The 15035-nt window shown below is 53.4% G+C and carries 13 protein-coding genes; 8 read left to right on the forward strand and 5 right to left on the reverse strand.

The annotated features are described in order from the left end of the window. Nucleotides 1–18: 18 nt before the first annotated feature. The 6 genes from hutI (at nt 19) to DFR47_RS16115 (ending at nt 7463) form a co-directional block, all read left to right on the forward strand. Nucleotides 19–1245, forward strand: a complete 1227-nt coding sequence (gene hutI, locus DFR47_RS16090; protein WP_113945443.1) for an imidazolonepropionase — start codon at nt 19–21, stop codon at nt 1243–1245. Nucleotides 1246–1300: 55 nt separating this feature from the next. Continuing rightward, complete coding sequence (gene hutH / locus DFR47_RS16095; RefSeq protein WP_113945444.1) at nt 1301–2839, forward strand: histidine ammonia-lyase; 1539 nt, start codon at nt 1301–1303, stop codon at nt 2837–2839. Between the two features lie 98 nt (nt 2840–2937). Continuing rightward, on the forward strand, nt 2938–3738 hold the full coding sequence (gene hutG, locus DFR47_RS16100) for an N-formylglutamate deformylase (protein WP_113945445.1): 801 nt from the start codon (nt 2938–2940) through the stop codon (nt 3736–3738). A gap of 11 nt (nt 3739–3749) precedes the next feature. Next, nucleotides 3750–5423, forward strand: coding sequence for a urocanate hydratase (gene hutU, locus DFR47_RS16105; protein WP_113945446.1), 1674 nt, complete (start codon nt 3750–3752; stop codon nt 5421–5423). Nucleotides 5424–5570: 147 nt separating this feature from the next. Beyond that, entirely contained in the window at nt 5571–6899 is a 1329-nt protein-coding gene (locus DFR47_RS16110) for a YjiH family protein (protein WP_113945447.1), read from the forward strand. After that, a complete protein-coding gene (locus DFR47_RS16115) occupies nt 6900–7463 on the forward strand; it encodes a HutD/Ves family protein (protein ID WP_245416604.1) in 564 nt (187 codons plus the stop codon). Here DFR47_RS16115 and DFR47_RS16120 read toward each other — a convergent pair. The 5 genes from DFR47_RS16120 to DFR47_RS16140 all read right to left on the reverse strand — a co-directional run bounded on the left by DFR47_RS16120 (nt 7412) and on the right by DFR47_RS16140 (nt 12266). Beyond that, on the reverse strand, nt 7412–7948 hold the full coding sequence (locus tag DFR47_RS16120; RefSeq protein WP_245416605.1) for a gluconokinase: 537 nt from the start codon (nt 7946–7948) through the stop codon (nt 7412–7414). The two genes, DFR47_RS16115 and DFR47_RS16120, sit on opposite strands and share 52 nt — an antisense overlap. Before the next feature lie 30 nt (nt 7949–7978). Then, nucleotides 7979–8995: an ABC transporter substrate-binding protein gene (locus DFR47_RS16125; RefSeq protein WP_113945449.1), complete on the reverse strand. Its 1017-nt coding sequence runs from the start codon at nt 8993–8995 to the stop codon at nt 7979–7981. Nucleotides 8996–9005: 10 nt separating this feature from the next. Beyond that, nucleotides 9006–9755, reverse strand: coding sequence for an ABC transporter ATP-binding protein (locus DFR47_RS16130; RefSeq protein ID WP_113945450.1), 750 nt, complete (start codon nt 9753–9755; stop codon nt 9006–9008). Beyond that, entirely contained in the window at nt 9755–10573 is an 819-nt protein-coding gene (locus DFR47_RS16135) for an ABC transporter permease (RefSeq protein ID WP_113945451.1), read from the reverse strand. The genes DFR47_RS16130 and DFR47_RS16135 overlap by 1 nt, the downstream gene beginning before the upstream one ends. 322 nt (nt 10574–10895) lie before the next feature. Then, entirely contained in the window at nt 10896–12266 is a 1371-nt protein-coding gene (locus tag DFR47_RS16140) for an aspartate aminotransferase family protein (RefSeq protein ID WP_113945452.1), read from the reverse strand. A 400-nt stretch (nt 12267–12666) separates the two neighbouring features. On the opposite strand from DFR47_RS16140, the gene DFR47_RS16150 reads away from it, so the two are divergent. Both DFR47_RS16150 and DFR47_RS16155 read left to right on the forward strand, forming a co-directional pair. Continuing rightward, on the forward strand, nt 12667–13335 hold the full coding sequence (locus DFR47_RS16150; RefSeq protein ID WP_170137530.1) for a GntR family transcriptional regulator: 669 nt from the start codon (nt 12667–12669) through the stop codon (nt 13333–13335). A gap of 199 nt (nt 13336–13534) precedes the next feature. Further along, a complete protein-coding gene (locus DFR47_RS16155; RefSeq protein WP_113945577.1) occupies nt 13535–14998 on the forward strand; it encodes an efflux transporter outer membrane subunit in 1464 nt (487 codons plus the stop codon). Nucleotides 14999–15035 lie beyond the last annotated feature (37 nt).

The raw sequence follows: 15035 nt of genomic DNA on the forward strand, positions 1-15035 counted from the left end.
GGAAGCGGGAAAACACTCATGACAAAAGATACACGCCACCAGAGCGGCCATATTTTCACCCATGCACGCGTTGCTACACTGCGTGAAAATACGGATGGACTCGGCCTGATTGATGATGCGGCAATCGTGGTTGAGCAGGGCAGAATTGCCTATGTCGGCCCGCAGGCTGAAATGCCTGCGCTCTATGCGGACTATCCGGCAACCAATTGCGAAAACCGTCTGATCACCCCCGGTCTGATCGACTGCCATACGCATCTGATTCACGCGGGCAACCGCGCCCATGAATTTGAGCTGCGCCTCGAAGGCGCATCCTATGAAGAAGTCGCCAAAGCTGGTGGCGGCATTGTTTCTTCCGTAAAGGCACTGCGTGCGGCCAGTGAGGATGATCTGGTACGCGAAAGCCTGCCGCGCCTCGATGCCCTGATTGCTGAAGGCGCAACGACCGTTGAGGTTAAATCCGGTTACGGTCTCGATACGGAAAATGAAATCAAATCGCTGAAAGCAGCCAGACGTCTGGCACAGGAACGTGATGTTGCAATACGCACCACTTTCCTCGGTGCTCATGCGCTGCCGCCGGAAATGAACGGCGACAAGTCAGCCTATATTGATGTGATTATCAATGAGATGCTGCCTGCAATTGCCGCTGAAAAACTCGCCGATGCCGTCGATGGTTTCTGTGAAGGGATCGCCTTCCTGCCGGATGAAATTGCCCGTGTTTTTGATGCTGCAAAGACGCATGACCTGCCGGTCAAACTCCATGCCGATCAGCTGTCTAATCTGCATGGTGCCAAATTAGCCGCCTCTTATAATGCGCTTTCCGCTGATCATGTGGAATATACTGACGCGCAAGGTGCGCAGGCGATGGCCAAATCCGGTACCGTCGCAGTGCTGTTGCCCGGAGCCTATTATTTCATCCGCGAAACCCAAAAACCGCCGGTTGAAGCCTTCCGTCAGGCGGGCACAAAAATGGCATTGGCTACCGATAATAATCCCGGTACATCCCCGCTGACCTCCCTGCTTTTGACCATGAATATGGGCGCAACCCTGTTCCGCCTCACTGTCGATGAATGCATCGCCGGTGTGACCCGTGAAGCTGCCCGTGCCCTCGGCATTCTGGCTGAAACCGGCACGATTGAAGTCGGCAAACATGCCGATCTGGCGATCTGGGATGTGCAGCGCCCTGCAGAGCTTGTCTATCGCATTGGCTTTAACCCGCTCTGGAAGCGGGTTTTCCGCGGCAACTGAAAATTTATCCGAACACTCACACGTCATTCACATACACCTGAAGAAAGTATCCTCCATGAGCATTATTCTTAAACCAGGTTCCGTCCCGCTTGCCACGCTCGAAGATATTTACCGCAACGGCACCATTGCCCGTCTTGATCCGTCTTTTCATGCGGGCATTGCCAAATCCGCCGCCCGCATTGCGGAAATCGCCGCCGGTGATGCGCCGGTCTATGGCATCAATACCGGCTTCGGCAAACTGGCTTCCATCCGTATCGCCCCTGAAGATGTGGCCACACTCCAGCGCAATCTGATCCTGTCCCATTGCTGCGGTGTAGGCGCGCCTCTGGCTGAAAACATTGTGCGCCTCGTCATGTCGCTCAAGCTGATTTCGCTTGGTCGCGGTGCATCCGGCGTACGTCCTGAGATCATTGCGCTCATCGAAGCCATGCTTGAAAAAGGTGTCATTCCGGTTATTCCGGAAAAAGGTTCCGTCGGTGCGTCCGGTGATCTGGCACCGCTGGCACATATGGCTGCGGCCATGATCGGCGAAGGTGAGGTTTTCTATCAGGGTGCACGCGTTTCCGCTGCTTCCGCATTGAGCAAAGCCGGTCTGACACCGGTTGTTCTGGCCGCCAAAGAAGGGCTCGCCCTGATCAACGGCACGCAGACCTCCACCGCACTGGCACTGGCCGGCTTGTTCCGTGCTCATACAGCCTTGCAGGCAGCTCTGATTACCGGCGCTCTGTCTACCGATGCTGCCATGGGCTCCACCGCACCGTTCCACGCAGATATTCATAGCTTGCGCGGTCATAAAGGCCAGATCGATACCGGTGCAGCTCTGCGCAAACTGCTTGAAGGCTCGATTATCCGCAACAGCCATCTGGAAGGCGACCAGCGCGTGCAGGATCCGTATTGCATCCGCTGCCAGCCACAGGTCGATGGTGCCTGTCTTGATCTGCTGCGTCAGGTCGCAGTTACGCTTGAAATTGAAGCCAATGCGGTTACCGATAATCCGCTGGTGCTTTCCGATGATACAGTGGTCTCCGGCGGTAACTTCCATGCAGAACCGGTTGCTTTTGCAGCTGACCAGATTGCGCTGGCAATTTGTGAAATCGGTGCCATTGCCCAGCGCCGCATTGCACTGCTGGTTGACCCTGCCCTCTCCTTCGGTCTGCCAGCGTTTCTGGCGAAAAAGCCGGGTCTCAATTCCGGCCTGATGATTGCCGAAGTCACTTCCGCCGCTCTGATGTCGGAAAACAAGCAGATGTCCCATCCGGCCTCGGTCGATTCAACCCCGACTTCTGCCAATCAGGAAGACCATGTTTCGATGGCCTGCCACGGCGCCCGCCGTCTGCTGCAAATGACCGACAATCTCAATGCAATTATCGGCATTGAAGCCCTGACCGGTGCCCTCGGCGTGGAACTGCGTGGCCCTCTGGAAACCAGCCCTGAGCTGAAAGCGGCAATCGCCGTGCTGCGCACCAAAGTGCCGACCCTCGAAGTTGACCGTTATATGGCTGATGATCTGGCTGCCGCTGCAGAAATCGTTGCTGACGGCTCGCTGAACGCAGCGATCACAAGCGGTATTCTCCCTGAAGTATTCCCGTCATGATGACTAATATTAGAAATACTTCAGTTTTTTTAGCCGCATTGTCCTTACGCAAAACCGGTTCCCACTTTTGCGGGAAATGCTCGGGTCTGGAGGCATAAATGGTCGTTGACGTTCATCAGGGAACCTCGCCGGTCATTCTCGGCCTGCCCCATACCGGCACGGAAGTGCCGGAGGATATTTGGGCACGCCTTAATGACAATGGCCGGATTCTTGCCGATACGGACTGGCATATTCACAAGCTCTATGACGGGCTGCTGGATAATGTGACGACAGTGCGCGCCACTTTCCACCGCTATTGCATTGATGCCAATCGTGATCCGGCGGGTGTGAGCCTCTATCCGGGGCAGAACACAACGACACTGATACCGGAAACGGATTTTGATGGTCTGGCAATCTGGAAAGACGGTGAGCAACCGGCTGAGGCTGATATTGCAGATCGCATCAGCCGGTTTCACAAGCCTTATCATGAAGCGCTGGCGGCTGAAATCGAGCGTGTGAAGGTCATTCACGGCATAGCCATTCTCTATGACTGCCACTCGATCCGCTCCCATATTCCGTTTCTGTTTGAAGGCACTCTGCCGGATTTCAACATCGGAACGGATAATGGCAAGACCTGTTCGCCCGTCATTGAAGCAGCAGTCTTCGGCGTAGCGAAACAGGCTGAAGGTTACACGTCCATCCTCAACGGCCGTTTCAAAGGCGGCTGGACAACGCGCCATTACGGCCAGCCGGAAACCGGTGTGCATGCCATTCAGATGGAACTCGCGCAATCAACGCATTTGGCAACAGAAGCCGTGCCATTTGCCTATGACGAAGCCAAGGCGGCCGGATTGCGCAGCCATCTCAAAAACATTTTGCAGCAGCTTGAAGCCGCCGCTGCCAATCTCAAATCTAAATAAGGGAACATTCAATGAATAATCCGCGTCACAATGAACGTGAAATCCGTCCTGCAACCGGCACGGAAATCACCGCCAAAAGCTGGCTCACCGAAGCGCCGATGCGCATGTTGATGAACAATCTGCATCCCGATGTTGCCGAGCGCCCGCATGAGCTGGTGGTCTATGGCGGTATCGGTCGTGCTGCCCGTACATGGGCAGATTTTGACAAGATTGTTGCCAGCCTGAAAGATCTGGAAGGCGATGAAACATTGCTGGTACAGTCCGGCAAGCCGGTCGGTATTTTCCGCACGCATAAAGATGCGCCGCGCGTTCTGATCGCCAATTCCAATCTGGTGCCACATTGGGCAAACTGGGATCATTTCAACGAACTGGATAAAAAGGGACTGGCGATGTATGGCCAGATGACCGCCGGTTCGTGGATTTATATCGGTGCACAAGGCATCGTGCAGGGTACCTATGAAACCTTTGTCGAAGCGGGTCGTCAGCATTTCGGCGGCAATCTCAAAGGCAAATGGATTCTCACCGGCGGCTTAGGCGGTATGGGCGGCGCACAGCCGCTGGCGGCTGTGATGGCCGGTGCCTGCTGTCTTGCAGTTGAGTGCGATGAAACCCGCGCGGATTTCCGCCTGCGTACCCGCTACGTCGATGAAAAAACCCACAGCCTTGATGAAGCGCTGGCACGTATTGATGCATGGACAAAAGCCGGTGAAGCCAAATCGATTGCGCTGATCGGCAATGCGGCAGACATTTTCCCTGAGCTGGTGAAGCGCGGCGTCAAGCCGGATATCGTTACCGACCAGACTTCCGCGCATGATCCGGTACACGGCTATCTGCCGATTGGCTGGAGCGTTGCTGAATGGCGTGCAAAACAGGAAAGCGACCCGAAAGGCGTTGCAAAGGCAGCGCGTGCCTCGATGAAAATTCAGGTCGCCGCGATGGTTGATTTCTTGAATATGGGCATTCCGACCCTCGATTACGGCAATAATATCCGCCAAATGGCGCTGGAAGAAGGTCTGGAAGACGCATTTGCCTTCCCGGGCTTTGTGCCTGCCTATATCCGTCCGCTGTTCTGCCGTGGTATCGGCCCGTTCCGCTGGGCAGCACTCTCCGGTGATCCTGAAGATATTTACAAGACTGATGCCAAGGTCAAGGAGCTGCTGCCGGATAATAAGCACCTGCACAACTGGCTGGATATGGCACGTGAACGCATCGAGTTTCAGGGGCTGCCTGCCCGTATTTGCTGGGTTGGCCTTGGTGACCGCCACCGTCTCGGCCTCGCCTTCAACGAAATGGTCAAAAACGGCGAGCTGAAAGCACCGGTTGTGATCGGCCGCGACCATCTGGATTCCGGTTCTGTGGCTTCGCCAAACCGTGAAACAGAAGCGATGCAGGACGGCTCTGATGCCGTATCCGACTGGCCGCTGCTCAATGCTCTGCTCAACACCGCATCCGGTGCCACATGGGTATCGCTGCATCACGGCGGCGGCGTTGGCATGGGCTTCAGCCAGCATGCAGGCATGGTGATCTGTGCTGACGGCACCGATGATGCCGCCCGTCGTCTTGAGCGCGTGTTGTGGAATGACCCTGCCACCGGTGTGATGCGTCATGCCGATGCCGGTTATGACATTGCCGTCAATTGCGCCAAGGAACAGGGGCTGCGTCTGCCGGGCATTCTCGGCAACTAATGATCTGAATACAAAGGCAGCCCGTGAGGAGGCTGCCTTTATCTTTCACATTTCCGGCTTTGGGAGAGGCCGTAACAGACAAGGGCAAAACAGCATCTGAGATTACGGAATCTCCTTCTGCATGAACAACAATAATCAGGGGTCATCATGTCAGATATAACTGTTGGCAGCAGCGGCGGTTCCCGCGGCTCAGCCGCATTCAAACTGATCTTTTTCAGTTTTCTCGGTATCTTTTTCTTCTTTGTTCCGGTCACGATCGGTGGCAAATCCACTATCCTGCTCGACCATGCAGCGACAGCCATTGCTGTGCAATTGCGCCCTGTAGCGCTCACCTTTGTCTGCCTGCTGATTGCCTATGGCGCACTCAGCCCGTTTGTCCGCGGCACATGGAACAAAAACCTGACCGAAAGCATTTTCTCCGTGCTGCGCGTGCTGGGTCTGGTACTCACCGGCATGTATCTCGCCGGTGTCGGGCCGGAACTGCTTTTCACACCGGATATGCTGCCGTTTCTCTTTGATAAGCTTGTCCTCTCCGTCGGTCTGATCGTGCCGATCGGCGCTTTGGCGCTGGCGTTCCTGATCGGTTATGGCTTATTGGAATTTACCGGTGTCATCGTACAGCCGGTAATGCGTCCGATCTGGCGTACACCAGGCTGGTCTGCCATTGATGCGGTGGCTTCTTTTGTCGGTAGCTACTCGCTGGCGCTGCTGATTACCGACCGCGTATATCGTGAAGGCAAATATACCGCACGCGAAGCAGCAATTATTGCCACCGGTTTCTCGACTGTTTCAGCAACTTTCATGATTATCGTCGCCAAAACGCTTAATCTGATGGAAGCGTGGAATCTGTATTTTTGGACCACGCTTGTTATTACTTTCATTGTCTCCGCAATTGCTGCCCGCCTTTGGCCTCTGGCACAAATGGATCATCCGGAAACTCGTGACACGCCACTGCCGGAAGGTAAATCCCGCTTGGCAACCGCGATCAATGTCGGCCTTGAACAGGCTGAAAAAGCGCCGCATATTCTGCCGATGCTGCGTGCAACCTTTATTGATGGTCTGCGCATGGCTTCCATGATCCTGCCAAGCATTATGGCCGTTGGTCTGCTGGGCCTGCTCGCCTCGAAATATACCCCCCTCTTCGACGTGCTGGGGCTGGCGCTTTATCCTTTCACATGGCTGGCACAATTGTCAGAACCAATGCTGGCAGCGAAATCCATGGCCTCGGGACTGGCTGAAATGTTCCTGCCTGCCATCCTGCTGAAAGATGCCGATGTGGCGCTCAAATTCGTGGCCGCAGTGGTTTCCGTCTCGCAGGTACTGTTTCTCTCGGCATCCATTCCTTGTGTGCTGGCAACTTCAATCCCGCTCAAATTCCGTGATTTGATTGTGATCTGGTATATCCGCACCGCGCTCAGCATTCTGCTGACAGCGCCGGTGGCGCTCTGGGCGGTTTCAAACGGCTGGTTACAATAAATGCAGCTTCTCAAAAATCATCAGCACCGCCGGATGCCGTGGAAAAACGGCGGCGGTGTTACCGTGGAAATAGCGATCTTTCCAGAAAATGCGTCAGTCGATAATTTCGACTGGCGTATCAGCACCGCCACTGTGGCCAGTGACGGGCCGTTTTCGGTTTTTACCGGCATTGACCGCACTTTATCCGTACTGGAAGGCGACGGGATTATCCTGTCCGTTGAAGGTCTGGCAGATCAGGAACTGAAAGGTGAAACATCACCCTTCTCCTTCCCTGCCGACAGCCCGACCAGTGCGAAACTGCTCGGCTCCGCAATCACAGATCTGAATGTGATGACACGGCGCGGGCGCTTTGTGCATCAGGTCAGCCGTTATGAGGTGACAGAGCCTGTCAGCCTGTCCCTGAACGGAGCAACTGTGCTGGTCTTCTGCAGCAAAGGTACTGTGCAAGCCGGAGATACACAGCTTGAGGCCAATGATTGTCTGCGGTTTGAACGGTGCAGTAATACAGAGCTTCAGCTTTCCGGCAATGGCACAGTCTTTGTGATTGTTCTCAATCCGGCCTGATCTTCCAGCCATGCTTTGCAAGCCGCAAGCATGGCGCTCACCGGTTGATCGCAGGACAATAGCAATGTTGCCGGTTCGCCTTGCGGGTTTTCAAAACTAGCCAGTTGCGAAGTGAGTAAAGATGCGGGCATGAAATGCCCGTGTCTTGCCTGCATTCTCGCAGCAATAATGTCAGGATCGCAGTTCAGACAGATGAAATATAACGGCTCGCCGGTCTGCTCACGTAACAAATCCCGATAGGATTTTTTGAGCGCTGAGCAGCTCGCCACCGCGCCCTCTGTCCTGCTTGAAAGAGCCGCTGCAATAGCTTGCAGCCAAGGCAGGCGATCAGCATCATTCAGCGGCTGACCGGCCTGCATTTTCGCAATATTGCTTTGCAGATGCAGATCATCCCCCTCAATAAAGGCCAATGTCAGAGCCTGCGCCAGAGCTGAAGCCAGTGTTGATTTGCCGGAACCGGAAACGCCCATCACTATAATCCGCACCGGTTCCGCCTCTCTGCTCAAATACTTATATTAAGGCAGGAAATCATTGGTAAAATAACTCGAAAAGTCCGGTTTTTCCTGCAACACCGCACCTTCTTTATCATAGAGAATGCCTGCCTTAAACAGGAACTCTCCCAAAGCCAGCATGGTTTCCGGCCGCAATTTACCGATTGTACCATCGCTATCGCGCAGGAAATGCCCGTCATTCAGAGCTTTCAGCGAGGCGTGAATGAGCTTGTCATCGGTCAGCACATCCTGATTGCCGCGAATGAGAATATCGGCTGCCTCATCGGCATGATCGGCTGCAAAAGCAAATCCGCGCTGGGTGGCACTCAAAAATGCCTTTGCTGTTTCCGGATTGTCTTTGAGGTATTTACCCGAAGAAACCAGCAGCGTGGTATGCTGATCCGGTATACCGTAATCCGAGTAGCGGAATGCCCGCTGCTTCACACCTTCCAGCTCGTTTTTCACCCCTTCCCATGTGGCGATTTCCAGCGTGAAATCCACGGCACCATTGGCCAGCGCCTCGTAGGCGGAAGTGCCGAGTGTCACAATTTCAAACTCGCCCTTGCCGCCATCCGCACGGATCAGGGTTTCAATCAGCTTGCGCTCCCAATTGGAGCCGAAACCGGCATAGGTTTTGCCGTCGAGGTCTTTCGGCGACTGAATATCCTGCCGGTCATCCATAAACACCAGACGACCGGTTTCGTGCTGCACCACAGCATAGGTGCCGACAAGATCAGCCCCCGCTGAACGCTGTGCAAACAGACCGGTGGAACCAACAATACCGAAATCAGCCGCACCATTAGCGACCAGCAATCCGGCTGATGTGTCGGAATAAGGCAGGATCGTCACGTCCAGTCCGGCTTCTTTGTAAAAGCCCTGATCACGGGCAATAAACATGCCGATATGGTTGGTATTCACCGTCCAGTCGAGTGCGACAGTCACTTTCGCCGGCTCTTTGGCGAAAGCAGAGAGTGGTAAAACGCTCATTGCGCCGGACAAAGCCAGTGCGGATAACAGGCGACGACGATTCAAAATTGCCATGATTGCTTCCTTATGAATTCAAGAGGAGATCTAGTATTCCGGCTTCAAGCGCTGCGGCTTTTTCCAAGGCGGTTTTGCGCATAGAGTCCCGTCTCGGACGCGGCAGATCGACAGTCACCTCATGCACAACCCTGCTCGGACGTGCTGACAGCACATAAATCCGGTCGGAAAGATAAACCGCCTCGCGCACATCATGGGTGATCAGCAAAGCCGTCCAGCGATGGCTTTGCCACATGCTCTCCAGCCAGTGCTGCATTGAAGCGCGGGTCAGGGCATCAAGCGCACCAAATGGTTCATCCAGCAGCAGCATTTTACGTTGCTGAACGACTGTGCGCAGCAAAGCCGCACGCTGGCGCATACCGCCCGATAATTCCGCCGGATAGGCCTGTTCAAAACCGGCAAGGCCGAATTCCTCAAATAACGGTTCGGCTAATTTGCGGGCATCCTTGCGGCTCATGCCCTGCACTTCCAGCCCCAGCGTGGCATTATCAATCATCCGCCGCCACGGCATCAAAGCATCGCGCTGCGGCATGAAAGCAAAAGCATTGCTTGCCTTCCCTAAGGGCGCACCATCAAACAGAATTGAGCCCTTTTGCGGCTGTTCTGCACCGGTCAGCAGATTGAAAATTGTGGTTTTTCCCGCACCTGACGGCCCCAGAACCGAGACAAACTCGCCCTCCGCCACATGCAGGGAAATATCCCGTAGCACCTCCAGCGAGCCGAAGGATTTGGCGACAGATTGCAATTGCAGACGTGTCATTATTCTGCACCCCGCTCTGTTTTCAGCCACGGGGCAACCCATTTTTGTATCAGATAAGTCAGGCCAAACAGGCTCAATGTCAGCGTCGCGCTGATAAACACTGCGGCCAGCACCAGATCAGGCCGAAAGTTGTTTTTGGCATTGAGGATATAAATGCCTAAGCCTTTGAAAGCACCGGCATATTCAGCAAAAATTGCGCCAACGACTGCATAAGTGATTGAAATGCGTAAGCCTGCGAAAAAATATGGCAAAGCTGAAGGAATGCGCGCTAACCGGAAAATCGTCCAGCGACCAGCGCCCATCGACGACAGCAAATGTTCAATCTCTTTATCCGTTGAGGCATAGCCCTGCACCAGCGCTACCAGCATCGGGAAAAAGGTAACGAGAGAGACCAGCAGAATTTTCGGTAGCAGACCAAAGCCGAACCACAGTACAATCAGCGGTGCAATAGCGATCAGCGGCAGGGTCTGGCTGATGATGAAAACCGGAAACAGCGCCCGCCGCAGCCAGATATAGCGGTCAATCAGGACGGAGAGCAAACAGGCCGTGACCACCGAACAGCTGAACCCAATCAGCGTGGCACGGATTGTCGGCACAGTATTGTCCCATAAAGCCTGACGATGCAGCACAATTTGCTGCAAAATCCGGCTCGGTGCCGGCAATACGGACGGTGCAATGCCGGACAGCGCAACATAGCTTTCCCAGAACAGAAAGACTGCACCGACAGACAGGATTGCCGGAAGAACTCTGGACAAATGAGCCGATGATTTGCGTACAGATTGCGTGCAATCTGCCTCAGCCGCTTGATAAACAGACATGTTTCAGTTCCACAGATAAGAATAAAATCAGATTTGCTGTGAAATGAATCAGGTCAGCCGGAAACACGCCGCCGAAAATGCAGTGACAAAAGAAGTGGAAATTTGTGCGCCAGAAAACATGGTCCGCCTCGCTCCGCTAGAATTACCCAGATCAGCTTTAGAGTCCGCCAGTTTGACACTAGCATCTCAGCCCCGGCACTACGGAGCCCCCCTGTGGATGCGCGAGATTAAGCACATATTGCAGCACTTTGAAAGAGCAATAAATAAAAATGGCGCATGTGATTGCTCACATGCGCCGTTTCATGAGATTTGTCAGAACAGATTATTTCTTCACTTCAGCAGCCACTGTATCCAGTGCCTTGGCAAAAGCGCCGACCATTTCATCAACCTGTTTTTCATTGATGATCAGCGGCGGGCAGAATGCAACCGTATCCAGCATGTTGCGGCAGATAACGCCGTTGTTGAGCAGTGCATTATTTGCCATCAGACCGAGATTACCGGCTTTTTCAAGCGGTTCTTTGGTCTGCTTGTCGGCAACCAGTTCAACCGCTGCGATCAGGCCTTTACCACGCACTTCACCCACCAGCGGATGATCTGCCAGTTCACGCAGACGTTTCTGCATATGCGCACCGACTTCACGGGCATTCGCAACCAGATTATTTTCTTCAATAATCTTGATGTTTTCATTGGCTACAGCAGCGGCCACCGGATGTGCACCGCCGGTATAACCATGACCGAATGTGCCGATCTTGTTGCTTTCATCAGCCAGCGGTTCAAACACCTTGTCATTCACAACCAGCGCCGAAATCGGCAGGTAGGAGGAAGACAGCTGCTTGGAGAATACCATAATATCCGGCTGCATTTTGAAGGTTTCTGTACCGAACATATTGCCGGTACGGCCGAAACCGCAGATCACTTCATCCGCAATCAGCAGAATGTCGTATTTCTTCAGAACAGCCTGGATTTTTGCCCAATAGCTGTCCGGCGGCACTACAACACCACCGGCACCCATGATCGGCTCACCGATGAATGCAGCAATGGTTTCAGGGCCTTCGGCAAGGATCATCGCTTCCAGATCAGCGGCCATACGGTCTGTGAACTGCTCTTCTGTTTCACCCGGCAGCGCTTCGCGCCAATAATGCGGGCAGGATGTGTGCAGAATATTGGCAATCGGCAGATCGAAGGACAGTTGGTTTGCCGGCAGGCCGGTGAGGCTTGCAGCAGCAATGGTCACACCGTGATAACCGCGCTTACGGCTGATGATCTTTTTACGCTGCGGCTGACCGAGCGCATTGGAACGGTACCACAGCATTTTGATTGCGGTATCATTGGCCTCGGAGCCGGAATTGGTGAAGAAGGCTTTGCTCATTGGCACCGGCGCCATCGTCACCAGCTTTTCTGCCAGATCGATCACCGGACCATGCGATTTATGGCCGAAATTGTGGTAATAAGGCAGTTTCTGCATCTGCTTGGTGGCAGCATCGACAAGACGCTGTTCCGAGAAGCCGACACCTACGCTCCACAGACCGGCCAGACCTTCAATATAGCGCTTGCCGTTATTGTCCTCGACATAGATCCCGTCACCTTTTTCAAGGATCATCGGTCCGATTTCCTGATGACGACGCGCATTCGTGTAAGAATGAAGGTGATACTGAATATCACGCGCTTCAGGTGAATTCGGCTGCTTATCCATAGTTCCCTACCTGGTTTTACTCCAGAACGGCCTGATCTCCCGAACAGGATACCGTTCATCGCTTTGCTCGGCGCAGCTTTTCACACAAAAACATTGCTGTTTCCGGCTCAAAACTACTCTGAAATTTCTCCGCTGAAGCGATGATCTGAAATAAAATCCCGCCTCCCATTTGATGCATCATGTTTTTAATATAATAGTTTGTCAAGCATAGTCATGATGCCAAATTATTGTTGCGATATGGCTGATAAACAGCGTAATCAATACATTGCCGGAAGAATATTCACGGTTATGATACTGCATATTATTCAGGATAATACGGCCGTAAAAGAGCCGGTTATAAAGTGAAACGATAAAAACAAACAGTTCACTCACTGCGGGGGAAACATCTTGCATGAATGGCATTTCAGAACTTCAGACGCTTGAACATCATAATCTCGGCGAAATCGTCTATCGCAAATTATCGCAGGCGCTGATGCGCGGGCAATTCGCACCCGATACCCGACTGACTATCCGTGAGCTTGCCGCTTCGCTCGGCACCAGTGTTACACCTGTCCGCGATGCCTTATTAAGGCTCATTCAGGATGAAGCACTGACCCAGAAAACCCCGCGTGATATTCGCGTGCCGGTGCTGGATCAGCAAAAATATGAGGAAATCCGCGCTATCCGCGTACGTCTTGAAGGGCTTGCGGCCAGACAAGCCGCCGCCCTCGCCGATAAAAAAGACATTGCCAAACTCTGGAAGCTGGTCAAAGACAATGACAAAGCCATGGAGAAACAACTCTGGGGTGACGCTTTGGCAATGAACCATATTTTCCACTCTGCTCTGGTGGAAGTGGCCGCTATGCCGGTTCTTAACTCCATTATCAACCGTCTCTGGCTGCAAATGGGACCTCTGATTGCCGATGCCTATAAGCATGGCGGACGAGCCATGATTGATGATCACTATAAAATTGTTGTAGCAATTGAGAGACGTGATGCCGATGCCGCCGAAGCGGCGATTGCCCATGATATTCTCACCGCCAGTGATTTGATTATCAGCCGCATACATTCCTACGCGCTCAGCGCGTAGGAGATAAAATCAGCAAAATCCTGACAATTCATCCGCTTTTTATGCACATTCAGGCGTTTTAAGATTACAAATCGTTAAGCTTGGTAAAAAAACGCCTTTCGTGCTTTTTTTCAGCGCCAAGCTGTGACAAGACTGCAAACACGGCATGACAGTGGTGTTTGCATTGCTGTTTTTTATTTTTCAGGGATTTTGCCATTTCATGACTGTGCTGTTTCTGCGCCTGGCAACATTATCAGCGATGCTACCGGCTCTTGCCGCCTGCGTGGCCGTCGGCCCCGATTATCAAACGCCGTCAACCGTTTTACCCTTGTCCTGGAGCGGGCAGAAAGCTGCTCCCGCCAAACCGGCGCAGCTCGCACAATGGTGGAAGCGGTTCAATGATCCGGTGCTCGATAATCTGATCGAACAGGCGGTTGCGAACAATAATGATGTGGCGAATGCCAAAGCCAAAATCCGTGAAGCCCGTGCCTCTGTTCAGCAGGCAGGCGGTGCGCTTTATCCGACATTGGACGGTAAAGGCAGCGCCCAGCGCTCCAAAGCCAGCGGTGGCGGTGAAAGCACCAGTCTCAGTACAGGTTTAAATACCAGCTGGGAGATTGATCTGTTCGGTGCCAATCACCGCGCAATCGAGGCTGCCCGTTATGGCCTTGATGCCGAGCAGGAAAATATGCATGCGATACTGGTCACAATGATCGGCGATATCGCCAGCAATTATGCTGATTTGCGCGGTTTGCAGGCACGGATTGCACTGACAGAGCGCACGGTTGCCTCGCAGCGCAAAACTGCCGAACTGACCCGCGCACGGTTTAATGCCGGTGATATTTCTGAAGTCGATCTCGCTAATGCGGAAGGCCAGACCAGCAGTACGGAAGCACAAATTCCGGAGCTGAAAACCGCCTATGCCAAGAGCCTGCATCGCCTGTCAGTCCTCACCGGACAAGCACCGACGGCTCTGACACCTCTGCTTGCCAAGACTAAAGCTGTGCCAAATGTACCGGCGATTGTAACTGCCGGCATTCCGGCAGATCTGTTGCTCAACCGGCCGGATTTGCGTGTGGCTGAGCGCGGCTATGCCCGTGCAACAGCGACAATCGGGCAAAGACAGGCAGCGCTTTATCCGAGCATCAGCCTTACCGGTAATATCAGTACCGCCGGTGCGCAAATCGGTGATCTGGGCAAAAGTTCATCAATCAGCTGGGGTATCGGCCCGAGCCTGAGCGTGCCGATCTTCAAAGGTGGTCAGCTCAACGCAGCGGTTGATATAGCAAAAGCCAGCCGTGATCAGGCCTTTATCAATTATCGCAAGACAATTCTGACCGCTTTGGAAGAAGTCGAAAACGCCAGCGTTTCGCTCAATCAGCGGCGTATTCAATATGCCAAGACGCAAAAAGCTGTGCAGTCCTTCCGTCGCGCCACCAATTTGTCGCGCGATCTCTACACAAACGGCTCCAGCAGCTTTCTTGATTTACTGACAGCTGAGCGCTCGCTTTATTCCAATGAAGGCAGCCTGATCCAGCTCAAAGTCAGCCTGATGCAGGATTATATCAACCTGCACAAAGCCCTTGGCGGCGGCTGGAACGGAACCATCAATGCGGACAAGCCTGAAATTCAGGACGGTTACACCGGCCCGCATTTGATTAAAGCATTTCCAGCAAAAGTGTGAAGCGGTTTTGTGTTGGATAATGCGGCAATAAAGAAAC

It is taken from the genome of Pseudochrobactrum asaccharolyticum, assembly GCF_003314995.1.
Lineage (GTDB): Bacteria > Pseudomonadota > Alphaproteobacteria > Rhizobiales > Rhizobiaceae > Pseudochrobactrum > Pseudochrobactrum asaccharolyticum.